Origin of the sequence: Xanthomonas sp. WHRI 8393, from assembly GCF_040203315.1 — a bacterium.
Taxonomy (GTDB): domain Bacteria; phylum Pseudomonadota; class Gammaproteobacteria; order Xanthomonadales; family Xanthomonadaceae; genus Xanthomonas; species Xanthomonas arboricola.
On record NZ_JBEGGL010000003.1, the window covers coordinates 454,581 to 476,478 of the forward strand.

Below are 21,898 nucleotides of genomic sequence, written 5' to 3' on the forward strand. Positions count from 1 at the left end.
CGGTGGTCTCCACGCCGCCCGCGTCGTGCGGGCGGCGTGTCATTGGGTCAGAAACTGAAGGTGGCGCTCAACACCGCCGAGCGGCCTTCGCCCGGAAGTGCCCAGCCACTGCCGGCGGTGACGGTGCCGGCCGCATTGACGGTGAGGTTGTTGCGCACGCTGGTGTAGTACTCCTCGTCGAACAGGTTGTTGACGTTCAACTGCAGGCTGAGCCAGTCGTTGACGCGCAGGCCGACCATCGCGCGGTGCACCCAGTAGTCGTCGGTCTTGCGATAGGCCGCGGCCGAGGCGTTGTTGGGATAGAAACCGCCCTGATAGGTGACGCCGTAGCCGAAGGTCCACTGATTGAGCGTATAGGTGGTCCAGATGTTGCCGGCATTGCGCGGGGTCTGCACCAGGTCGCGTCCGGCCACCGGGTCGCCGGTGAGGCTCTCGGTGCGGTTGGACACGCTCTGCAGCACTTCGCTGTCCAGGAAGGTGTAGTTGGCGAAGATCGACCAGCGGTCGGTCAGGTAACCGGCGGCGCCGAGCGCGATGCCGTCCACCCGTGCCTTGCCATCCAGCACCTGCTCGGGGATCAGCGGATCGCCGCTGTTGACCTTGTAGTTTTCGCGCTCGTTGCGGAACAGCGCAGCGGTCAGTGCCAGACGCTGGTCCAGCACGTCCCACTTGCCGCCCAGTTCGATGTTGACCGCCGTCTCCGGCTCGACATTGCAGTTGGCGCCGGCGGTGGCCGTGGCGATCGGCGTGCACGAGCCGTTGACCGAGGCCTTGGACGGTGTCTTGCTGTTGGCGTAGGACAGATACAGGCTGGCGTTCTCGGCCGGCTTGAACACCAGGCCGGCGCGATACGAGAACAGGTCCTCTTCGCTGCCAGCCGGGAAGCCCGCGCTCACACCGGTGACGTTGCCGGCAGCGTTGACGGTGTAGGTGGTGCTGTCGCCTTCGTTGTGCTCGTAGCGGCCGCCCAGGTTGAGCATCCACTGTTCGTTGAACTGCAGCGTGTCGAACAGGTACACCGCCTGATTGGTCAGGCTGCCCTTGCTGCGCCCGGTGCGGAAGTAATTCTGCGGTCCGGTCCAGATGTTGTACGGATTGTCGAAGGACTGCACCGGGTAGGTGATGCCGGTGGTGGAGCCATCGGCCTTGCGGAAGGTGGTGCCGCTATTGAGTTCGAAGTCTTCCTTGCTGAAGGCCACGCCTGCGACCACACGGTGCTCGATGGCGCCGGTATGCAAGGTGGCGGTCAGGTCGGTCTGGCTGTGCGCGATGAAGTTTTCCGTCTCGCGGACCAGGCCGCGCGGGCCGCTGTTGGGGTTCCAGCTGGCCGCCGGTTGGCCGACGCAGGCGCGGCCGGTGTACGGGTCGGTGCCGTTGGGCAGGCACCATGTGCCCTGCGGTGCGGTGGCATTGGTGGTCTGGTCGACGCGCTGCACGCGCGCCAGGCTGCGCAGTTTGACGTTGTCGTCGAAATCCATTTCCAGCACGCCGGTCAGCATGTCCACGTCGATTTCCTGACGCGAGGTATTGCGGTAACCGAAGAAGGTCTCCGGGTCCACGCCCGGCAGCGGGCCGTCGTTGAACGGGCTGAGTGCGAACGGCACGCCGTACTGCGGCAGGTTGTTGTCGTGCTGGTGCAGGTAGCTCAGGGTGAAGCGGGTATCCGAGCCCAGGCCGAACGCCACAGACGGCGCAAAGCCCCAGCGATGACGGAACTCCTCGTCGCGCCCCGGCACGTCCTGGGTGTGGCCCATCGCGTTCAGGCGCACGGCGGTGCCGTTTTCGAAGTCGTAATTGCTGTCGGCAGTCAGCCGGCCATAGCGGTCGCTGCCGCCACCGACCACGACGTGGGTGAAGTCGCCCTGGCCGGCGGTCTTGGTGACCAGATTGATGTTGCCGCCGACCGAGCCGGCGCCTGACATGGCCGAGTTGGCGCCGTTGATCAGCTCCACCGCTTCCAGGTTGAAGGTGTCGCTGCGGCTGTACTGCGCACTGTCGCGCACGCCATCGGTGGTGATGTCGCTGCTGGCGGTGAAGCCGCGCAGGTTGATGCTGTCGCCATAGCCACCGCCGCCTTCGCCGGCGCCGAAGGTGATGCCGGGCAGGGTGCTCAGCACATCGCGCAGCGACAGCAGGTTCTGCTGGTCCATGGTCTGCTTGGTCACTACGGTGATCGTCTGCGGCGTGTCGCGCAGCACCTCGGTGTACTTGGGCGAGGACGGTTTCTGCGCGCGTTCCTGCTGCACCCGGATGGCGTCCAGATCGACCGCGCCCGGAGGCGCCGGCGCATCGCCAGGCTGGGCGAGGGCAGGAGCGGACAGCGTCAGCAACACGGCCGAAGTGAGCGGGGAAATCCTGGGAGTCATGAGGCGTCTCGAAGAAGAAAGAGAGGCTCCGGCCTGGCGATGGCTCGGCGGATGCGGGATGGGAAGCGGATCGGGGAACGCGTGCCCGCTAGCCGGAGGCGGCCAGTCGGCCGGACCAGTCCCCGGACACGCACAGGCGCTGCGCAGCAAGGCGCATGCGGGGCAGGATCGGGAAAAAAGTGTCGAGCAGAGCTGGGCGCATGGGGATCGCAGGGCAGGCCAGTTGTTAAGAAGGCCTGAAGGGCTGCGATCTTAAATGCAAATCATTCTTCTTTGCAATCTTTGTCGGCTGGCGCCATGCGCCGGGCAATCGCGCCGCCTGAGGTGTCAGGCCAGTGCGGCGATCGATGCGGGCTTGCATGGGGAACCGCGCGGGTTTGCGCCTGCTGGCGGGCCGAGGTGTCGCTTGCACGACTGGTCGAGCTCGCTGGCGTGGCAGCGCGTCCTTTTCCTGCGGGGCGCGGATCTGCGAACGCCCGGGCACGCGCCGGACGGGGCCGAGACTGCGGATCAGCGTCCTGAGCGGTCTGCGCTCATGGCGACCGGGTCACCCACGGGTCCGGCCGGTGTCAGCGGTCGTCGCGGGTCCAGATGCCGCCGTGTTCGCGCTTGACCGGGAACTTGGGCACCGCGGTGTAGGCCGGTGCGCACAGCGGGCGGCCGTCGCGGATGTCGAAGCGGGCGCTGTGCAGCAGGCACTCGATGCTGCCTTCTGCCGGGTCGAACGTGCCCGGCGACAATTCGTAGTCTTCGTGGCTGCAGCGGTCTTCCAGCGCATACAGCTCGCCGTCGAGGTTGAAGATGACGATCGGGGTGTCGGTCACCTCATCCCAGACGGTCTGCAGCTCGCCGGGCAGCAGCGCCTCGCTGGCGCAGACGAAGGTCCAGGTGTCGCTCACGGCGCTGCGCCGCCAAGCGGTTTTTCCAGCACCTCGAAGCGCAGGTCCTGGCGCAGCGGCACGCCGAAACGCGCGTCGCCATACGGGAACGGTTTGAAGACGCCGGTGCGGCGGTACCCGCGTCGCTCGTAGAACGCGATCAGCTCATCGCGGATGTCGATCACCGTCATGCGCATCACCGGCAGCTGCCACTCGGTGTAGGCGATACGCTCGGCCTCGGCCAGCAGCGTCTTGCCCAGCCCGCTGCCCTGCAGCGAGGGATCCACCGCAAACATGCCGAAGTAGCCGGCACCGTGGTCGTCGGCGATATGCGCGCAGGCCAGCAGGCGCCCGTCCTGTTCGACCAGCAGCACCAGGCTGCGGTCGCGCAACAGGTCCTCGCGCAGCACCCCAGGATCGATCCGCGCGCCGTCGAGAAAATCGGCCTCGGTGGTCCAGCCAACGCGGCTGACATCGCCGCGATAGGCCGAGGTCACCAGCGACACAAGGGCGTCGATATCGTCGACGGTGGCGGTACGGAAAGTGGTGGTCTGCATGGGAGCAGTTTAGCGGGAGTCGGGATTGGGGATTCGTAAAAGCGCGAGAACGCCGTTTCTTGCACCGTGTCGGATGTCCGGATTGGGGCGTTGCGCTGTGTCTTGCCATGGGCACGTGCGCCAACGCACGGAGGTCTGGCGCACGCGCTGCAAGGCGGCGAAGGGGTCTTCCGAATCCCCAATGCCGAATCCCCAATCACCGCCGTCAACCCAGCAGGCGACGCACCTTCACCAACGCAGCAACAAAGCGCTCGATCTCGTCATGCGTGTTGTAGAACGCCAGCGAGGCACGGCAGGTGGCGGCGACGCCGTAGTACTGCAGCAGCGGGTGCGCGCAGTGCTGGCCCGAGCGGACCGCGACGCCTTCCAGGTCGAGCAGGGTGGCCAGGTCGTGGGCATGCGCGCCTTCGATCAGGAACGACACCACCGCGGCCTTGTCCGGCGTGGTGCCGAAGATGCGCAGGCCGTCGATGCGCTGCAGTTCTTCGGTGAAATGTGCCAGCAGCTCGGCTTCGCGCGCTTCCACGTGCGCCAGCCCGACCGACTCCAGGTAATCGACTGCCGCGCCCAGGCCGATGAAACCGGCGATGTTGGGGGTGCCGGCTTCGAACTTGTGCGGGGCATCATTGAACACCGTGCCCTCGAAACTGACTTCCTTGATCATCTCGCCGCCGCCCAGGAACGGCGGCATTGCCTGCAGGTGTTCGCGCCGTGCCCACAGCGCGCCGGTGCCGGTGGGCCCGCACATCTTGTGGCCGGTGATGGCGTAGAAATCGCAGCCGATGCCGGCCACGTCGATACGCCGATGCGGCGCGGCCTGCGAGCCGTCCACCACGGTGACGATGCCGCGCTTGCGCGCCTCGCGGCAGATCTCGCGCACCGGATTGACCGTGCCCAGCACATTGGACACATGCGTGATCGCCAGCAGCTTGACCTCCGGCGTCATCGCCTTGCGCAAGGCGTCCAGATCCAGCGCGCCGTCCGGGGTGATCTCGGCCACGCGGATGGTCGCGCCGGTGCGTTGCGCTACCAACTGCCACGGCACGATGTTGGCGTGGTGCTCCATGCGCGAAATCAGGATCACATCGCCGGCGCCCAGGCGCGGCAGCGCCCAGGAATAGGCGACCAGATTGATCGCAAAGGTCGTGCCGCTGCACAGCACCAGTTCGTCGGCACGCACGTTGAGAAAGCGGGCGAGCTTGCTGCGCGCGCCTTCGAAGGCGTCGGTGGCCTCGGTGCCCAGCGCATGCACCGCGCGGCTCACATTGGCGTTCTGACGGCGATAGAACTCGTCGGTTGCGGCGATGACCTGCAGCGGCTTCTGCCCGGTGTTGGCGTTGTCGAAATAGATCAGCGGCTTGCCATGCACCTGCCGCATCAGCAGCGGGAAATCCGAGCGCACGCGCTCCCAGTCCGGCGCGGCCAGTTGCGTGGCGGCGGGCGCGTTCATGCCACGCCTGCCGAGGCCAGTGCGCGGTCCAGCTGCAGCGCCAGCACCGCAGTCAGCGCGGCGGGGAGCACGCGCAGCGGCTCGTGGCAGAACGCGGCGCTCAACAGGCGCTGCGCCTCGGCCTGCGGCAGGCCGCGCGAGCGCAGATAGAACAAGGCATTGTCGTCGAGCTGGCCGACGGTGGCGCCATGCGCGGCCTGCACTTCCTCGGCATCGATCACCAGCACCGGCTGGGTGTCGATCTCGGCGTTGGCCGACAGCAGCAGATTCTTGTTCGACAGCCGCGCGTCGGTGCCATCGGCGCCGGGACGGATGTTGATGCCGCCGTGGAAGACCACCCGGCTGCGATCGGCGCCCACGCCGCGCCAGACCAGCTCGCAGGTGGTGTCGCGTGCGATGTGCGCGATGCCCAGCCGTGTATCGACATGGCGGCGGCCGTTGCCGAGCAGCACGCCATTGGCGGTGAGCTGGGCGTTGTTGCCTTCCAGGCGCACGTTGAGCTCGTGGCGCGACAGGTTGGCACCCAGTTCCAGGTCCACGCGCTGGTAGCGCGCATTGCGCGCCAGCACCGCATCGGTGCGTAGCAGCGACGTTGCGTGCGCGCTGTCGGCCTGCACGCGCGCATGCGACAGCACCGCATCCTGGGCCAGATGCACATGCATCAGGCTGTTGTGCAGATGCGCGGCATCGCCGACATGCAGGTGGTGCTCGACCACGTTCAGTGCCGCGCCGGCACGCAGTTCGATCAGGTGACGGTGGTGCCAGGACAGGTCGTGCTCGCCGGCCACGCCGATGAAGACCAGATGCAGCGGCGTCTCGATCTGCGCGCCGTCCTGCACGCGCACCAGTACGCCTTCGTCGGCAAGCGCAGCGTTGAGGCGCGCAAAGATTTCATCGCTGCCTTCGAAACGGCGGCCGAGCAACTGCTGCGCCTCGTCGCCGGCGGCCAGCGACGCTGACAAGGTGTCCAGCTGCACGCCGTCCGGCAGTGTCGACAGATCGCTCAATGCGTCGGACGGGCGGCCGTTGACGAACACCAGCCGCGGGGACGGGATCTCGTCCAGCAGCGCGGCATCGATCAGCGTCGGCACCAGCGGCGCGGGCTGGAAGCTGCGCCGCTCCAGCTGCCGCAGCGAGGTGTACTTCCAGGCTTCGGCGCGTGGGCCGGGCAGGCCGGCCTGCAGCGCCGCATCGAGTTCGACCCGGCGCGCATCGTTACCGCTGAAGCCGCGGGCGAGGGATTCCAGCAGGGCGCTCATCAGGCAGCCGCCTCGGGCACCACGCGGTCCTTGAGGAAGTGGTAGCCGTGCTTTTCCAGCTCCAGCGCCAGTTCCGGGCCGCCGCTCTGCACGATGCGGCCTTCGGCCAGCACATGCACCACGTCCGGGGTGATGTAGTCGAGCAGGCGCTGATAGTGGGTGATCACCAGGAACGAACGCTCCGGCGAGCGCAGCGCGTTGACGCCGTCGGCCACGCTCTTGAGCGCATCGATGTCCAGTCCCGAATCAGTCTCGTCCAGGATGGCGAGCTTGGGCTCGAGCACGGCCAGCTGGAAGATCTCGTTGCGCTTCTTTTCGCCACCGGAGAAGCCTTCGTTGACGCCGCGATGCAGCAGCTCGTCCTTCAGATGCAGCACGGCCAGCTTCTGCCGCACCAGCTTGAGGAACTGCATCGAGTCCAGCTCGTCTTCGCCACGCGCCTTGCGCTGCGCATTGAGTGCGGCGCGCAGGAAGTAGGTGTTGTTGACGCCGGGAATTTCCACCGGGTACTGGAAGGCCAGGAACAGGCCGGCGGCCGCGCGTTCTTCCGGCGGCAGCTCGAGCAGGTCCTTGCCTTCGAACTGCACGGTGCCGGCGCTGACCTCATAGCCGTCGCGCCCGGCCAGCACGTTGCCCAGCGTGGATTTGCCCGCGCCATTGGGCCCCATGATGGCGTGCACCTGGCCCGGCTGGATGTCCAGCGACAGGCCCTTGAGGATGTCTTTGCCGGCAATGCTGGCGTGGAGGTTGTTGATCGTAAGCATGGGATTGGTTATTCGAAATTTGGGATTGGTAACAGCAGAAGAGCCGGGATGGCAGGGAGCGGGACGTTGCGAATCTCCAATCTCCAATGCCGAATCCCTGCAGGCAGCGTCAGCCGACGCTGCCTTCCAGCGAGACTTCCAGCAGCTTCTTGGCCTCCACCGCGAACTCCATCGGCAGCTCGCGGAATACCTGCTTGCAGAAGCCGTCGACGATCAGCGACACCGCGTCTTCCTGGCTGATGCCGCGAGCGCGGCAATAGAACAGCTGGTCGTCGCTGATCTTGGAGGTGGTGGCCTCGTGTTCGACGGTGGCGCCGGGATTCTTCACCTCGATATAGGGAAAGGTGTGCGCGCCGCACTGCTTGCCGATCAACAACGAGTCGCACTGGGTGTAGTTGCGCGCGCCGTCGGCATTGCGGTCCACCTTGACCAGACCGCGATAGGTGTTCTGCCCGCGGCCTGCACTGATGCCCTTGCTGACGATCTTGCTCTTGGTGCGCTTGCCGATGTGGATCATCTTGGTGCCGGTGTCGGCCTGCTGACGGTGATGGGTCAGCGCCACCGAGTGGAACTCGCCGACCGAGTCGTCGCCGATCAGCACGCAGGACGGATACTTCCAGGTGATCGCCGAGCCGGTTTCGACCTGGGTCCAGGTGACCTTGCTGCGCGCGCCACGGCATTCGGCACGCTTGGTGACGAAGTTGTAGATGCCGCCGCGGCCTTCCTCGTCGCCCGGGTACCAGTTCTGCACGGTCGAATACTTGATCTCGGCATCTTCCAGCGCCACCAGCTCGACCACCGCCGCGTGCAGCTGGTTTTCATCGCGCATTGGCGCGGTGCAGCCTTCCAGATACGACACGTAGGCCTTGTCCTCGCACACGATCAGGGTGCGCTCGAACTGCCCGGTATGGCCGGCATTGATGCGGAAATAGGTGCTCAGTTCCATCGGGCAACGCACGCCCGCAGGAATGAACACGAAGCTGCCGTCGGAGAACACCGCCGAGTTGAGCGCGGCGAAGTAGTTGTCGCCGACCGGCACCACGCTGCCCAGATACTGTTTGACGATCTCCGGATGTTCCTTGATCGCCTCGGACATCGAGCAGAAGATCACGCCCTTTTCGGCCAGTTCCTTGCGGAAGGTGGTGCCGACCGAGACCGAGTCGAACACCGCATCCACCGCCACGCCGGCCAGCCGGGCGCGCTCGTGCAACGGCACGCCGAGCTTGTCGTAGGTGTCGAGCAGTTCCTTGGGCACGTCGTCCAGCGAGGCGTACTTCGGGCCCTTGGGCGCGGAGTAATAGCTCAGCGCCTGGAAGTCGATCGGCGAGACCTTCAGCTTCGCCCATTCCGGCATCGGCATCTTCAGCCAGTGGCGATACGCCTCAAGACGCCAGTCGGTCATCCATTGCGGCTCGTCCTTCTTGGCCGACAAGGCACGGATGACGTCCTCGTCCAGGCCTGGCGGGAGCGAGTCCGATTCGATCTCGGTGATGAAGCCGGCGTCATAGCGTCGGCCCAGCCGTTCGATAATTTCGGCATTCTGCGGGGGTGCAAGTTCGGTGGCCATCGGGCTGCCTACAGGGTCAGGTGGTCGCGACGCGTGCGGCGATGGAACGCCGACGGCTGTCGCCAGGGAGAGAGAGGGGCTGCAACATCTGTGCGAGCGTGACGCGACGCAATGCATCGCCGACCACGTCGTTGATCAGGCGCCAGTTGGAACGCACCCCGCATGTCTGCGCGATGCCGCACTGGCTGTGGTCCTGGCTGCATTCGGTGATCGCCAGCGGGCCTTCCATCGCCTCGACGATTTCCACCAGCGTGATCTCGCTGGCCGCGCGCGCCAGCCGGTAGCCGCCGTGCACGCCGCGCAGCCCTTCGACCAGGCCAGCCTGCGACAGCGGCTTGAGGATCTTGCTCACGGTCGGCGCTTCCAGGCCGGCCTGCTCGGCAAGTTCGCTGGCGCTGAGCACCTGGCCGCAGCGCGCTGCCAGGACGGTCAACACGACGGTGGCGTAATCGGTGAGTTTGGTGACGCGCAACATGAGGAATGCGATAAATCCTAAAGCGGACCGAAATTGTACGCTTTTAGCCAGGGCAGGGCCACCTGCCTGGTTCAGCCGCCGGCAAGCAGCAGCCGTTGCGGGTACTGCTGCGCTTGTGCTTGGCGCATCGTCGCGCTGCAGTCACAATGAGCGGCCCCATCACTGGACCCCTTCATGTCGCGCAAAGTTGCCGCCCGCAAGTCACGTATCCACGGCAATGGCATGTTCGCCCTCGCCGCGCTCCGCAAGGGCGAGCGCATCATCCAGTACAAGGGGCGGCTGCGCACGCACGCGGAAGTGGATGCCGATGACACTGGCGATGTGGAGAGTGGCCACACCTTCCTGTTCACGCTCAGCGACGACTACGTGCTGGATGCCAATTACGAAGGCAATGTCGCGCGCTGGATCAACCACAGTTGCAATCCCAATTGCGAAGCGGTGATCGAAGAGGCCGAAGGCGACGACCGCAGCAAGGACAAGATCTTCATCGAGGCCAAGCGCGCGATCAAGGCCGGCGAAGAGCTCACCTATAACTACGGCATCACCCTGGCCGAGCGGCATACGCCGCGTTTGAAGAAGATCTGGGCATGCCGCTGCGGGTCGAAGAACTGCACCGGCACGATGCTGCAGCCCAAGCGCTGAGCACCGGTGCCGGCGTCGCACTGACGCGGCGCACACATCGATTCACTCATGCGCAACAGGTACGCGCCTAGCGTGCGGGCTTCTTTTCAGTAAGGAGTCCCCGCATGTCGTATTCGCTCTCTGGCAAGACCATCGCAGTGCTGGCCACCGATGGCTTCGAACAATCCGAACTCATTGAGCCCAAGCGCCTGCTGGAATCCTGGGGCGCCAAGGTCGATGTGATTGCGCCCGGCGACGCTGCGCAGATCCGCGCCTGGAACAAGACCGACTGGGGCGATTCGGTGCAGGTGGACCAGCGGCTGGATCAGGCCAAGGTCGACAGCTACGACGCGCTGGTGCTGCCTGGCGGGGTGCTCAACCCCGACACCTTGCGCGGTGACGCCAAGGCGATCGCATTCATCCAGGCCTTTGCCAGTGCCGACAAGCCGGTCGCCGCGATCTGTCACGGCCCGTGGCTGCTGGTGGAAAGCGATCTGGTTCGCGATCGCGACGTCACCTCGTGGTCGTCGGTCAAGACCGACCTGCGCAATGCCGGCGCACGCTGGCAGGATGCGGAGGTGGTTGTCGACGGGTCGCTGATCACCAGCCGCAAGCCCGACGATATCCCGGCCTTTACCGCTGCAGTGGCCAAGGCCCTGGTGGCCTGATCGGTCCCTAGCAACGTTGAGATGAAAACAAAGGCCCGGCGTGGTGATGCCGGGCCTTTGTCTTGATCCGAGGGCCGCTTGCGCAGATCGGCGCGACGGCATGACGGCGTGTTTCAAGCCATGCGTCGCAACTGGCGCGTCAGCCTATTTCCCGGACAGTGCAGCGGCCGGCACCAGTTGCTCGATGTTCTGGTTGAAATTCACCGCGACGCGGCCGTTCTGGATGCCGACCGACTCCACCTGCACATTGCCCATCACCGCTGCGATGGCCGGATCGATGCGATAGATCGGCTCCTTGCGCGCGTAATCGGCCAGCCAGGCGTTGAGCAGCTGGCGGGTGCTGTGGTCGAGTTTTGCACCGGCGTTGGCCGGGCGGAAATCATCGATGGTGGGTTGGTCGAGATAAAAGCCCTGCTTGGCCGTGTCGTAGCGCAGTGCGCTGGTCAAGGTCACATTGCCGACCGGTGCCGGCGCGCCGCCGGCAGTGGCAAGCGCCAGGTCGAAGGCCATCTTGAGCCGGTCGCCCGGCGGCAGCGACAGTGCCGGATTGCTGACCGTCATCTCGACCAGGCCGCCCAGCGCATCGTGCGTCTGCGGGAAGCGGCCACCCAGGAATTGCTGCAGGTCGCTGCCCTGTACGCTGATCTGGGGTCCCTGGATCTGCGGCGTTGCCCACGCGCTGGTCGTGGGTAGCGCCAGAGCGAGGGCAAGCATGGATCCGGCAAGCGAACGCAGTTTCATCGGGTGACTCCGGCAACAGGTGCGATCACCTTAGTCGTTGCCGGTGAACCGTGGGTTAGCGCAATACCGGGTGCAGGGTGGCCGAGTAGATCTCCCAGTCGTCGCTGCCGCTGCGCGGCTGCAGCCGGTAGGCGCCGACCAGGCGTTGGGTGCCGGTGTCGGTGCGCACGATCAGTTGCACCGGCACTTCGATCCGGCGCGGGGGCTGTTCCTGATCCAGTGCGATGGGCGCGTCGTTATTGATACGCATCGACTGGATATTCCCGATACCGCGCAGCGCCGCATCGTCCGGCACCGGCGCAGGACGACCGCCGCTCCACAGTGCATCGGCATCACCACGTGCCGCACCTGGCAACGCGCCCAGGTATCGCTGCACGGTCGCGCTTGCTTTGGCGAAGTTGGCGCGCGCAACCGCATCGTCAGGGGTGGCATCGCTTGTGGGTCGTGCGGGCGTGTTGTCTGTGGTGGCGGTAGTCGGCGTTTGCGTCGCCGCTGCAACGTGCGAGGACGCTGCCGCGTTGCCCGTTTCTTTGTCAGCGCTGCGATGGCAACTGCAACCGGCGATTGCCGCTGCCAGCATGACGATCCCCAACCCGCGCATGGCGCATCTCCTCTCCCCGATGCGCGCAGTGTAGCGGTCGCCGCGACGCCGGTCTCAGGTGCCGGCGGCCGGTTGCACGCGTTGCAGGCGTTCCAGCAGCAACTGCAGTTTTGGCCGCAAGGCCTCCAGTGCATCGCTTGGCTGCGCGCGCGGGCGGGCGGCCAGGTCTTCCAGCAGCTGCGAGCCGACCGTGAGCGCCGCACATTCGTCGCTGCTCAGATCGCGTCGCAGGTGCAGTTCCTCGAGCAGCCGCATCCAGTCGGCCCGCGAGCGCTGTTCGAATTCGATGGTGCAGCGATCGCTGCAGGGGCGGCCATCGCTCTCGATGGGCGTGACCGTAATGCGATAGCGTTTTCGGGACATGGAGGGGGCGTCGTTCCTTGGGCTGACTCCACCATAGGCGTAGCCAGCAACGGCCTCGATAGCTCAGGCCATGACGCAGTGTTCCAGCATGCTCACTGTGCCGGCTGTGGCACGGGTTTGCGCAGCAGCGGCAGTGGATCGTACGCACCGTTGCGCCCATAGACACCATAGTGCAGATGTGGCGGCGTGCCGCGCGCGTTGCCGGTGGTGCCGACCATGCCGAGCGGTGTGCCGGGCTCGACGACATCGCCAACGGTCAGCCCGGCGGCCCAATCGTCCAGGTGCGCGTAGTAATGGCGCTCCATCGCCGGCCCGAGCACCCAGACCTGCTTGCCGCCCAGGCCTTGATCGCGGATGGCGCTGACCACCCCGCGTGTTGCGGACAGCACCGGCGTGCCGCGCGGCGCGAAGATATCCACGCCGGCATGGCGTCGGTCGCGACCGCGCGGTGCGCCGAAGGTGTCGGCGATGCGGCGCGCCTGCACGCCTTCGACCGGAACCGACAACTGCACGGGTGGCGGCATGCGCGACAGCTCCCAACTAGTCCGCAGTTGTTCGGCGACCGGCAACTGCCATGCCCAGCGCGCGGCCACGCCCAGGGCGCACAGCAGCGCGATCGACACCAGCAGCCGGCGCACCCGGCGCGCGGGGCTGCGGGTTGCCGATGACGGCGGTGTGGGTGGGCGAGGAGACGACGGATCGGTCACATGCACCTGCTGCGTTGCAAATCAGCGTGCAGGGTAGGCAAGCGGCGATGAGCGGCATGTGGGGAGTGATGCGGGCGGTCACGCGCGCGCAAAAAAAAGACGGCCCGCAGGCCGCCTTCGTGACAACGCAGGCGTGCTCGATTAGAGCGCGGCGTCCTTCAACTTCTTCAGCAGACGAGCCTTGACCTTGAAGCTGGCCGGCTTCGCTGCAAAGGTCTGCTCTTCCTTGGTGAACGGGTTGATGCCCTTGCGCTTCGGCTTGGCCGGCACATGGACGCTGGTCAGCTTCAGCATGCCCGGCAGGGTGAACGATCCCGCGCCCTTCTTGCTCAGCGACGAATGAGCGGCCGATTCCAGCGTCGCCAGAACAGCGCGGACGTCCTTCGGAGCCAGCTGGGTGGATTCGGCAATGTGCGCGACCAGGCCGGTCTTGCTCAGCGCTTCCTTGATCGGCTTCGGCGCAGCGGACTTGGCAGCAGCGGCCTTGGCCGGCTTTGCGGTCTTGGTCGCGGCGACCTTTTTCACTGCCTTCTTGGGGGCAGCCTTCTTAGCGGCGGTTTTTGCCATGAGTTATGTGTTCCGTGATCGTTGGTGGTGTTGGGTCTGCCGACCCAGTCGGCAACGCGAAATGTAGGGCAACTGCTGCGCGCCGCCAATAGGGAAACGATGAAACAACCGAAAAAAAGCGTCTTTTGACGGGGATTCGTTCACCGGCGGCAGAAAACCTCCGCGAAAGCGCTGTCGACACGGCTGCGAGGCGCAGGGCGATGCGGTGTCTGACGCATAGCAGCAGATCGTTTGCGCGAAGCCGTGTGTGCGTTTTGCATCGCGCTCGCCGCTGAGGAGTGGCTACGGCGTGCAGCTGGCGGTGGCGTTCGCTGCCGCGATCAGCGTTGCTGCGTGGCTACGCCTTGCAGGAGACGTCTGGCGTTGCCGGCTTCGATCCGTCGACCCGCTGCGTTCGCGCTGTTGCTGCCATCTGCGCCAGTCACGTGCGCCGGGTTTTTCCTGCACCTGGCAGGCGCCGATGCGCGACGTGTCGTGACGGTTCCACTGCACGGTCGCCGTGGCACTCCCGCGCGCGGCACGGCTGGCCGCTGCGAGACATTCCTGCTTTGGATGATGTCCCGTCACCGGTCGACTAATCATTGGCCGCCGACAGGCTACGGCCGCGCTCGGTCGCTGCGGCAATCGCCTTGGCGGTGAGCGCTTCGAACTGGCCGGCCTGAAATGTCTCGATTGCCGCCTGCGTGGTGCCGTTGGGCGAGGTCACCCGGCGGCGGAGCAGCTCCGGTGCTTCGCCCGATTCGGTCAGCATGCGCGAGGCACCGAGCAGGGTCTGCAGCACCAGCGTGCGTGCGGTGTCGGCTGGCAGGCCTTGCGCCTGCGCGGCGGCTTCCATCGCTTCGGCCAGCAGAAATACATAGGCCGGCCCGCTGCCGGAGACCGCGGTCACCGCATCCATCTGCGCCTCGTCGTCGATCCAGACGGTGACGCCGGCGCTCTCCAGCAGGCCGGTTGCCTGCGCGCGTTGCGCGTCGGAGACGCGTGGATTGGCATACAAGCCGGTGACGCCGGCACCGAGCAGGGCGGGCGTGTTGGGCATTGCGCGCACCACCGCAAGCTCGCCGCCGGACCAGCGCTCCAGCTGCGGAGCGGTGATGCCGGCGGCGATGGACAGCAGCAGCGGCTGCTGCGCCTGCGCAAGATCGGCCAGCTGCGCGCATACCGCTGGCAGCACCTGCGGCTTGACCGCCAGCACCCAGATGGCTGCGCCTTCCACGGCGCTGCGCGCCTGCTCCACCGCATGCACGCCGAAGTCGCGCGACAGCGCATCGCGCAGTTCAGCCACCGGCTCGGCGACGCGGATGCTGGCTGCGGGCATACCTTGCCGGATCAGCCCGGCAATCAGGCTGCGCGCCATGTTGCCGCCGCCGACGAATGCGGTGATTGCAGCGGAAGGCGCGGGCGAGGAGGGCAGAGTCATTGCGACACCTTAAGTAAGAGGAAACGGCGATGTGCTACGCGAAGTCGATCGGGACGGACGGTCAGGATGCTGCAGCAGCCGACGAGCCGCGTTCGCCGAACAACGCAGTCCCGACCCGCACCATGGTCGCGCCGGCCGCGATCGCTTCGGCAAAATCCGAGCTCATGCCCATCGACAAGGTATCCACCTGCGGGTAGCCGCGCTTGAGTTCTTCGAACAGTGCCTGCATGCGGGTAAACGCTGCCATGCGGCGCGCCTGCTCGGGGAATGGCGCGGGGATCGCCATCAGGCCGCGCAGTTGCAGCCGCGGCTGCAGCGCGATGGCCGCGGCCAGGCCGTCGACCGCCTCCGGCGCGCAACCGTGCTTGCTGTCCTCGTCGTCGATGTTGACCTGGATCAGCACATTCAAGGGTGCGCGACCGGCCGGGCGGTGGTTGGCCAGCGGCGCGATCAGCTTGGCGCGGTCCACGGTCTGCACCCAGTCGAACCACTGGCTGGCCAGTTCGGCCTTGTTGGATTGCAGGTGGCCGATCAGGTGCCACTCCAGTCCCAGCGTCTGCAGTTGGGCAATCTTGGTTTGCGCTTCCTGCACGTAGTTTTCGCCGAATGCGCGCTGGCCCTGCGCCGCCAGCGCGGCAACCGCATCTGCCGGCCGGGTCTTGGACACCGCCAGCAGGCGCACATCGGCGCGCGCGTGCCGAGCTGCGGCGGCGTGGATGGCATCGAGAATCTGCTGCAGCGACGAAGCCGGCACGTGGCAATCCAGGCGGGAAAGGAACGCTATAGTGCCGCCCCCGGCTGCGTCCTTCCAGCCGGCGCGTCGGATCGGGCTGGCGATGACGCTGCAGTGGCGCCAGCCCGCGCCGAGCCTGCCCACAGGCGGGGCGAGCTGGCGATCGGTGCGGCGCTGGCCCAGGCAAGGACCGTGCCCGCACCGCGTGCCCAAACCAACGCCTTCAGGCGCGCCCGACGGCGCCGGCCTGAACCGGCCGCGCGCCGCTTCCCGCCAGCAGCCAGAACGCTATACTGCCGCTCGGGGAGTACCTTCCAATCGCAGCCTAGGGGAAAAGCAGCGCATGGATATCGCTGAACTATTGGCGTTTTCCGTCAAAAACAAGGCATCGGACCTGCATCTGTCGGCCGGCTTGCCGCCGATGATCCGTGTCGATGGCGATGTCCGTCGCATCAATATTCCGGCCCTGGACCACAAGCAGGTGCACGCGCTGGTCTACGACATCATGTCGGACAAGCAGCGTCGCGATTACGAGGAATTCCTCGAGGTCGACTTCTCGTTCGAGATTCCGTCGCTGGCGCGCTTCCGCGTCAATGCGTTCAACCAGAACCGCGGCGCCGGTGCGGTGTTCCGCACCATTCCGTCCGAAGTGCTGACGCTGGAGGACCTGGGCTGCCCGCCGATCTTCCGCCAGTTGATCGACCAGCCGCAGGGTTTGATCCTGGTCACCGGCCCGACCGGTTCGGGCAAGTCGACCACGCTCGCCGGCATGATCGACTACATCAACAAGAACGAATACGGCCACATCCTCACGGTCGAGGATCCGATCGAATTCGTGCATACCTCGCAGAAGTGCCTGATCAACCAGCGCGAAGTGCACCGCGATACGCACGGCTTCAACGAGGCGCTGCGCTCGGCGCTGCGCGAAGATCCGGACATCATCCTGGTCGGCGAATTACGCGATCTGGAGACCATCCGCCTGGCGCTGACCGCCGCCGAAACCGGCCACCTGGTGTTCGGCACCCTGCACACCAGCTCGGCGGCCAAGACCATCGACCGCATCATCGACGTGTTTCCGGCCGGCGAAAAGCCGATGGTGCGCTCGATGCTGTCCGAGTCGCTGCGTGCGGTGATTTCGCAGGCGCTGCTGAAGAAGGTCGGCGGCGGACGCACCGCAGCCTGGGAAATCATGGTCGGCACCCCGGCCATCCGCAACCTGATCCGCGAGGACAAGGTGGCGCAGATGTATTCCTCGATCCAGACCGGCCAGCAATACGGCATGCAGACGCTGGACCAGCATCTGCAGGACCTGGTCAAGCGCAGCCTGATCACGCGCAACCAGGCACGCGAGTACGCCAAGGACAAGCGGATATTCGAGTAGCCGGGATTAGGGATTCGGGATTGGGGATTCGCAACGGCGGCTCCCTGACCGGACCCCGCTCTTGCGAATCCCGAATCTCCCATCCCGAATCCCTGCTCCCGAGGAGCACGCCATGAGCACCATCGACTTCACCTCCTTCCTCAAGCTGATGGCGCACCAGAAGGCGTCGGATCTGTTCATCACCTCGGGGATGCCGCCGGCGATCAAGGTGCACGGCAAGATCAGTCCGATCACCCAGACCCCGCTGACCGCGCAACAGAGCCGCGATCTGGTGTTGAACGTGATGACGCCGTCGCAGCGCGAAGAATTCGAAAAGACCCACGAGTGCAATTTCGCCATCGGCGTGTCCGGGGTCGGGCGCTTTCGCGTGAGCTGCTTCTATCAGCGCAACCAGGTCGGCATGGTGCTGCGCCGGATCGAAACGCGCATCCCCACGGTGGAAGAGTTGAGCCTGCCGCCGGTGATCAAGACGCTGGCGATGACCAAGCGCGGCATCATCATCTTCGTCGGCGCCACCGGCACCGGCAAGTCCACCTCGCTGGCGGCGATGATCGGTTACCGCAACCAGAATTCCACCGGGCACATCATCACCATCGAAGACCCGATCGAATTCGTGCACAAGCACGAGGGCTGCATCATCACCCAGCGCGAAGTCGGCATCGATACCGACAGCTGGGAAAACGCGCTGAAAAACACCCTGCGCCAGGCGCCGGACGTGATCATGATCGGCGAGGTGCGCACCCGTGAAGGCATGGATCATGCCGTGGCCTTCGCCGAAACCGGCCATCTGGTGCTGTGCACCCTGCACGCCAACAACGCCAACCAGGCGATGGACCGCATCATCAACTTCTTCCCGGAAGACCGGCGCAACCAGCTGTTGATGGACCTGTCGCTCAATCTCAAGGGCGTGGTCGCGCAGCAGTTGATTCCGACCCCGGATGGGCGCGGCCGCCGCGTGGCCATGGAGATCATGCTGGGCACGCCGCTGGTGCAGGACTACATCCGCGACGGCGAGATCCACAAGCTCAAGGAGATCATGAAGGAATCCACCAACCTGGGCATGCGCACCTTCGACCAGAGCCTGTTCGAGCTGTACCAGGCCGGCGAGATCAGCTACGAAGACGCGCTGCGCTACGCCGACTCGCAGAACGAGGTGCGCCTGCGCATCAAGCTGTCGCAGGGCGGCGACGCCAAGACCCTGGCGCAGGGCCTGGATGGCGTGGAGATCGCCGAGGTTCGCTGAGCGCCTGCATGAGCGCTGCACGCCGTGGCGGATGGCCAGGCGTGCATGGAAGGAGGTCTGCGCTGAATCCGATCCAGCGTGCTGCTTGCAGCTGTTTCGCGCGCGATGCCGGCGGCGGGCGCCGCCATGGCCGATGAACGTGCAGCGGCGCAACGCACGCGTGGGGTGACGTTTCAGATGTAACCAGGCGGGCCGATAGTGTCTAATATCCGCACCCCACCGCAGTGCCCAGCCCGTGAGCCTTCCCGATTCCGATCTCCGTCCGGAGCAACAGCCGTTGCCCGACGACGGCACAGTGATGACCTCCGGTCCGTTGACGCCCCCACCGGATTCGGCCGGCACCCCGGCCGACGATCACGCGTTTCACCACTCGGTGGCCGAGGACGTGCAGGGCATGGTGCTGGCGACGCTGGTGGCTTCGCTGGGCCTGGCGATCTTCGCCAAGGGCGGCCTGATGATCGGCGGCATGGCCGGCGTGGCGTTCCTGCTGCATTACGCGCTGCACTGGAACTTCGGCCTGGTGTTCGTGCTGGTCAACCTGCCGTTCTATTGGCTGAGCGTGCGCCGCATGGGCTGGGAATTCACCCTGAAGACCTTTGCCGCGGTGGGTGCCTGCGGTGCGCTCACCGACCTGCTGCCGCGCTGGGCCGATTACGCGCACATCAGCACGCTGTTTTCGGCGATCGTCGGCGGCGCGCTGGCGGGCCTGGGCATCCTGTTCTTCATCCGCCATCGCGGCAGCCTGGGCGGCATCGGCATCCTGGCGGTGTACCTGCAGCGCGAGCGCGGCTGGAGCGCCGGCAAGGTGCAGATGAGTTTCGATGCGATGCTGATGCTGGTCGCCTTCAGTGTCCTCACCCCGGACAAGGTGCTGTATTCGGCGCTGGGCGCGTTGATGCTGAGCCTGGTGCTGATGTTCAATCACCGCCCGCATCGTTATATGGGCGTTTGATCCAACGCGTTACCTGAAGCCCTTGGTGCCGCTGCGATCGGCAGCGGCACCCATCACGCCGGAGCGGTATATGCGCATGCCCGCGGCAGCTGCGGCAGGGCAACTGCCTGCCGGCGTCTGCGCGCTGATGCCGCCGTTAGGCCTTGCCGTGCTGCAGCCACGGCGGCGACAGCGCCTGGATGCGCTTAAACACCGGGCAATCGGCATGGTGCGCGCCTGGCAGGTAGCCCAGGCTCATCAGGAATTCGCCGGTGATCTCGCCGCCGGTGAAGCGGAAGGTCTTCTTGAACAGCTTGACCCAGGCGGTTTTGTCGAGCGGATGCTGTGCATCCAGCCATTGCGCGAAACTGCCGTGCGAAGCGCGTAACTGCTGGATGACCTGCGCATTGTGGATGGCCGCCAGCACCTTCAACCGGTTGCGGATGATGCCGGCATCGCCGAGCAGCCGCGCAATGTCGCTCTCGCCATAGGCGGCCACCGTGTCCACGTCGAAGCCGTCGTAGGCGTGCTGGAAGTTGCTGCGCTTGCGCAGGATGGTTTCCCAGCTCAGGCCGGCCTGATTGATTTCCAGCACCAGGCGTTCGAACAGCTCGCGCTCCTCGCGCTGCGGAAAGCCGTATTCGTGGTCGTGGTAATGGCCATGAATCGGGTGGCCCGGTGCGATGGCGCAATAGCCGCTCATGGCCGGGACTCCGGACGGATGCCTTCTTCGCTGGGTCGGATGTGGATGCGTCGGTCTCCCGGCAGCGCCAGGTCCGGCCAGCGGGTGGGCCGTGTCTGGATCTGAGCTTTGCGCAGCGCCTGGCTCACTTCACTCATGGCCTCGTCGTCGAGGGAATAGAGCTGTGCGGTACCGGCCTGATACCAGCCATGCCGGTTGCGGGTCTGCAGCTCGCAGGCGACCGCATAGTCGCCGTTGAAATTGCACAGCAGCAGATCGAGCTGGCCGTCGCCATCGATGTCGCTGCTGCTGACCACGCAGTTGCTGTTGCCCTGGGTGCAAGCGCCCGAGAGCGGCTTGGAGCTCATCAGGTACTGCCACCAGTCCGCCGGCGGGTCTGCCTGGCCGGCTGCCACGGTCACATGCTGGCGGATCTTGGCCAGGTCGGTCAGCTGCTTGTCCTTCTGATCTTCCACGCTGTCATTGCCGCCCCAGCGGCTGGTGCGCGCCAACAGCTGTTCCAGCTTCTGCTTGCGTGCGGGGTTGCCGGCAAAGGCGGGGGTTTGGCGCAGCGACTGCACCGCCAGATAGCCGCGGCGGCCATTTTCGAAGCGCAGGAATTCCAGGTTCTTGTCTACGCTCTCTTGCGTGCCGCTGGCCAGGCGCTGCATCTGGCTCTGCACGGTGATGCGGTAGGGGTCGAGCACGGGAGTGTTGACCAGCACGGCCAGGCCGATCACCACCCACGACAGCACCTTGTTGCCGCCGGCCAGCTGCGGCAGCCAACGATCGGTGCGTGGTCGCAACACCGCCAACGCGTAGGCCACCGCATAGGCCAGCGCCAGTGCGGCCAGCAATGCGGCGCAGACGCGGTCGCTGGTCCAGCCGTGCTGCGCAATGCGCAGGCCCACCGCGTATGCGGCCAGCGCTGCGTGTAGTGGCAGGCTGAGCAGGCCGGCCTCGATCATCCGACGCAACCAGCGCGGATACGGCGGCAGCCCGCTGCCATCCTGGTACACCGCGTTGGTGAACAGCACCAGCCCGAACACCAGGCTGATAAGGATCGTGGCGGCCGAACGGGTCTGCCAGAGCGCCTGCAACCCGGTGAACGGCAGCACCAGCAGGAACAGCAGCGCAATGCCGGCCAGCAGCGGCAGCAGACCGGTGCACAGGGCGAACAGGATCTGCCGCAACACCTGCACCGCGCGGTGTTGGGTGCGCCCGATCAGGATGCCCAGCCCGGTGATGACGCCGGTCGCCAGGTAGACAAACGCCTGTTCGCGGAACAGTTCGGCAAAGAAGCTGATCTTGACCAGCGCGAACAGGCTGGCCCACAGCCCCAGCACCATCCAGCACACCCCCACAAACAGCAGTGCCAGCGCCAGCGTCAGCGCGTTCTGCCAGGCGTATTCGAACAGGGCGTGGTAGCCCGCCCGCCAATGACCGTGCAGTTGCCGGTGCTGCAGCCAGGGCAGGGCGACGAACCAGCCGACCGTGACGGTGAAGCCGAACGACCACAGCACCGTGGCGATCTGCAGGGTCGGCGCGCCGGTGGCGCTCCACGCCGCCCAGCTGCCCAGGGCGGCCAATACCAGCGTGCTTGCCGCCACGTGTTGCCACAACCGCCAATCGCGAAGATCCTGCACGCTCAGCAGCACCAGGCCAGGCACCGTCAGCACCACGGTGTACCAGCAGATCCGCGCGCCCAAGTCGGTGAAGGGCCACACGCCGTGTTGCTGGCCCAGTGCGGCCAGATACAGCAGGCCGCCCTGCAGCAGTGCGATCAGCACGATGAATGTGCGGATCCGGCGGGGCAATGGCGCATCGGCGACCGCGGTGACGGATTCTGGTGTGGTCTGCATCGTCGGTCCTTGGCGTTAGTCTGCCCCCAAGTATCGCATCGGCTCTGCGCGCGGCAGAACGA

At 65.9% G+C, this 21,898-nt stretch carries 22 protein-coding genes; 5 read left to right on the forward strand and 17 right to left on the reverse strand.

Translation table 11 applies throughout. The annotated features are described in order from the left end of the window. Positions 1-47: 47 nt before the first annotated feature. From ABQ137_RS12415 to ABQ137_RS12450, 8 genes are all read right to left on the reverse strand, one after another. On the reverse strand, positions 48-2,366 hold the full coding sequence (locus ABQ137_RS12415; protein WP_349782676.1) for a TonB-dependent receptor: 2,319 nt from the start codon (positions 2,364-2,366) through the stop codon (positions 48-50). A 569-nt stretch (positions 2,367-2,935) separates the two neighbouring features. Continuing rightward, entirely contained in the window at positions 2,936-3,265 is a 330-nt protein-coding gene (locus ABQ137_RS12420) for a non-heme iron oxygenase ferredoxin subunit (protein ID WP_024938766.1), read from the reverse strand. Continuing rightward, positions 3,262-3,801: a GNAT family N-acetyltransferase gene (locus ABQ137_RS12425; RefSeq protein WP_211920526.1), complete on the reverse strand. Its 540-nt coding sequence runs from the start codon at positions 3,799-3,801 to the stop codon at positions 3,262-3,264. Before ABQ137_RS12425 ends, ABQ137_RS12420 begins: the two co-directional genes overlap by 4 nt. A 205-nt stretch (positions 3,802-4,006) precedes the next feature. Then, positions 4,007-5,251: a cysteine desulfurase gene (locus tag ABQ137_RS12430; RefSeq protein ID WP_024938768.1), complete on the reverse strand. Its 1,245-nt coding sequence runs from the start codon at positions 5,249-5,251 to the stop codon at positions 4,007-4,009. After that, positions 5,248-6,510 (reverse strand): Fe-S cluster assembly protein SufD, encoded by a 1,263-nt coding sequence (sufD, locus tag ABQ137_RS12435; RefSeq protein WP_184433973.1) that lies wholly within the window; start codon positions 6,508-6,510, stop codon positions 5,248-5,250. The genes ABQ137_RS12430 and sufD overlap by 4 nt, the downstream gene beginning before the upstream one ends. Further along, on the reverse strand, positions 6,510-7,274 hold the full coding sequence (sufC, locus tag ABQ137_RS12440) for a Fe-S cluster assembly ATPase SufC (RefSeq protein ID WP_039519836.1): 765 nt from the start codon (positions 7,272-7,274) through the stop codon (positions 6,510-6,512). Before sufC ends, sufD begins: the two co-directional genes overlap by 1 nt. 109 nt (positions 7,275-7,383) lie before the next feature. Next, positions 7,384-8,841 carry a Fe-S cluster assembly protein SufB gene (sufB, locus tag ABQ137_RS12445; protein ID WP_024938771.1) on the reverse strand — a complete coding sequence of 486 codons (1,458 nt, stop codon included), beginning with the start codon at positions 8,839-8,841 and terminating at the stop codon, positions 7,384-7,386. 16 nt (positions 8,842-8,857) lie between these two features. Beyond that, positions 8,858-9,316, reverse strand: a complete 459-nt coding sequence (locus tag ABQ137_RS12450) for an SUF system Fe-S cluster assembly regulator (protein WP_016902345.1) — start codon at positions 9,314-9,316, stop codon at positions 8,858-8,860. A gap of 174 nt (positions 9,317-9,490) precedes the next feature. Between ABQ137_RS12450 and ABQ137_RS12455 the strand changes: the two genes are divergently transcribed. Next, positions 9,491-9,958: an SET domain-containing protein gene (locus tag ABQ137_RS12455; RefSeq protein ID WP_016902346.1), complete on the forward strand. Its 468-nt coding sequence runs from the start codon at positions 9,491-9,493 to the stop codon at positions 9,956-9,958. A 104-nt stretch (positions 9,959-10,062) separates the two neighbouring features. After that, a complete protein-coding gene (locus tag ABQ137_RS12460; protein ID WP_167763927.1) occupies positions 10,063-10,605 on the forward strand; it encodes a type 1 glutamine amidotransferase domain-containing protein in 543 nt (180 codons plus the stop codon). Positions 10,606-10,749: 144 nt separating this feature from the next. On the opposite strand, the gene ABQ137_RS12465 is transcribed toward ABQ137_RS12460, so the two are convergent. The 7 genes from ABQ137_RS12465 to ABQ137_RS12495 form a co-directional block, all read right to left on the reverse strand. After that, positions 10,750-11,346: a YceB family lipoprotein gene (locus ABQ137_RS12465; RefSeq protein ID WP_184378848.1), complete on the reverse strand. Its 597-nt coding sequence runs from the start codon at positions 11,344-11,346 to the stop codon at positions 10,750-10,752. Positions 11,347-11,401: 55 nt separating this feature from the next. Further along, the gene (locus ABQ137_RS20690; RefSeq protein ID WP_372358784.1) at positions 11,402-11,926 is read right to left on the reverse strand and encodes a hypothetical protein; all 525 of its coding nucleotides are present in this window, start codon (positions 11,924-11,926) and stop codon (positions 11,402-11,404) included. Positions 11,927-12,001: 75 nt separating this feature from the next. Beyond that, positions 12,002-12,310, reverse strand: a complete 309-nt coding sequence (locus ABQ137_RS12475) for a DUF3861 family protein (RefSeq protein WP_024940752.1) — start codon at positions 12,308-12,310, stop codon at positions 12,002-12,004. A gap of 92 nt (positions 12,311-12,402) precedes the next feature. Then, positions 12,403-13,023, reverse strand: coding sequence for a M23 family metallopeptidase (locus ABQ137_RS12480; RefSeq protein WP_184378846.1), 621 nt, complete (start codon positions 13,021-13,023; stop codon positions 12,403-12,405). Positions 13,024-13,158: 135 nt separating this feature from the next. Then, positions 13,159-13,584 carry an HU family DNA-binding protein gene (locus ABQ137_RS12485; RefSeq protein WP_026064288.1) on the reverse strand — a complete coding sequence of 142 codons (426 nt, stop codon included), beginning with the start codon at positions 13,582-13,584 and terminating at the stop codon, positions 13,159-13,161. 574 nt (positions 13,585-14,158) lie between these two features. Next, entirely contained in the window at positions 14,159-15,004 is an 846-nt protein-coding gene (proC, locus tag ABQ137_RS12490; protein WP_349782681.1) for a pyrroline-5-carboxylate reductase, read from the reverse strand. A 61-nt stretch (positions 15,005-15,065) separates the two neighbouring features. Then, on the reverse strand, positions 15,066-15,758 hold the full coding sequence (locus ABQ137_RS12495) for a YggS family pyridoxal phosphate-dependent enzyme (RefSeq protein ID WP_349782683.1): 693 nt from the start codon (positions 15,756-15,758) through the stop codon (positions 15,066-15,068). Positions 15,759-16,080: 322 nt separating this feature from the next. Here ABQ137_RS12495 and ABQ137_RS12500 point away from each other — a divergent pair, with 322 nt between their 5' ends. The 3 genes from ABQ137_RS12500 to ABQ137_RS12510 all read left to right on the forward strand — a co-directional run bounded on the left by ABQ137_RS12500 (position 16,081) and on the right by ABQ137_RS12510 (position 19,313). Then, positions 16,081-17,118: a type IV pilus twitching motility protein PilT gene (locus ABQ137_RS12500; protein ID WP_003489919.1), complete on the forward strand. Its 1,038-nt coding sequence runs from the start codon at positions 16,081-16,083 to the stop codon at positions 17,116-17,118. Between the two features lie 112 nt (positions 17,119-17,230). Beyond that, on the forward strand, positions 17,231-18,361 hold the full coding sequence (locus ABQ137_RS12505; RefSeq protein ID WP_016902355.1) for a PilT/PilU family type 4a pilus ATPase: 1,131 nt from the start codon (positions 17,231-17,233) through the stop codon (positions 18,359-18,361). Positions 18,362-18,638: 277 nt separating this feature from the next. Beyond that, a complete protein-coding gene (locus ABQ137_RS12510; RefSeq protein WP_024940756.1) occupies positions 18,639-19,313 on the forward strand; it encodes a YitT family protein in 675 nt (224 codons plus the stop codon). 136 nt (positions 19,314-19,449) lie between these two features. Here ABQ137_RS12510 and ABQ137_RS12515 read toward each other — a convergent pair whose 3' ends face one another. Continuing rightward, the gene (locus ABQ137_RS12515; RefSeq protein ID WP_349782684.1) at positions 19,450-19,995 is read right to left on the reverse strand and encodes a DNA-3-methyladenine glycosylase I; all 546 of its coding nucleotides are present in this window, start codon (positions 19,993-19,995) and stop codon (positions 19,450-19,452) included. Continuing rightward, positions 19,992-21,836: a DUF4153 domain-containing protein gene (locus ABQ137_RS12520; RefSeq protein WP_349782685.1), complete on the reverse strand. Its 1,845-nt coding sequence runs from the start codon at positions 21,834-21,836 to the stop codon at positions 19,992-19,994. Before ABQ137_RS12520 ends, ABQ137_RS12515 begins: the two co-directional genes overlap by 4 nt. Positions 21,837-21,898: the final 62 nt, after the last annotated feature.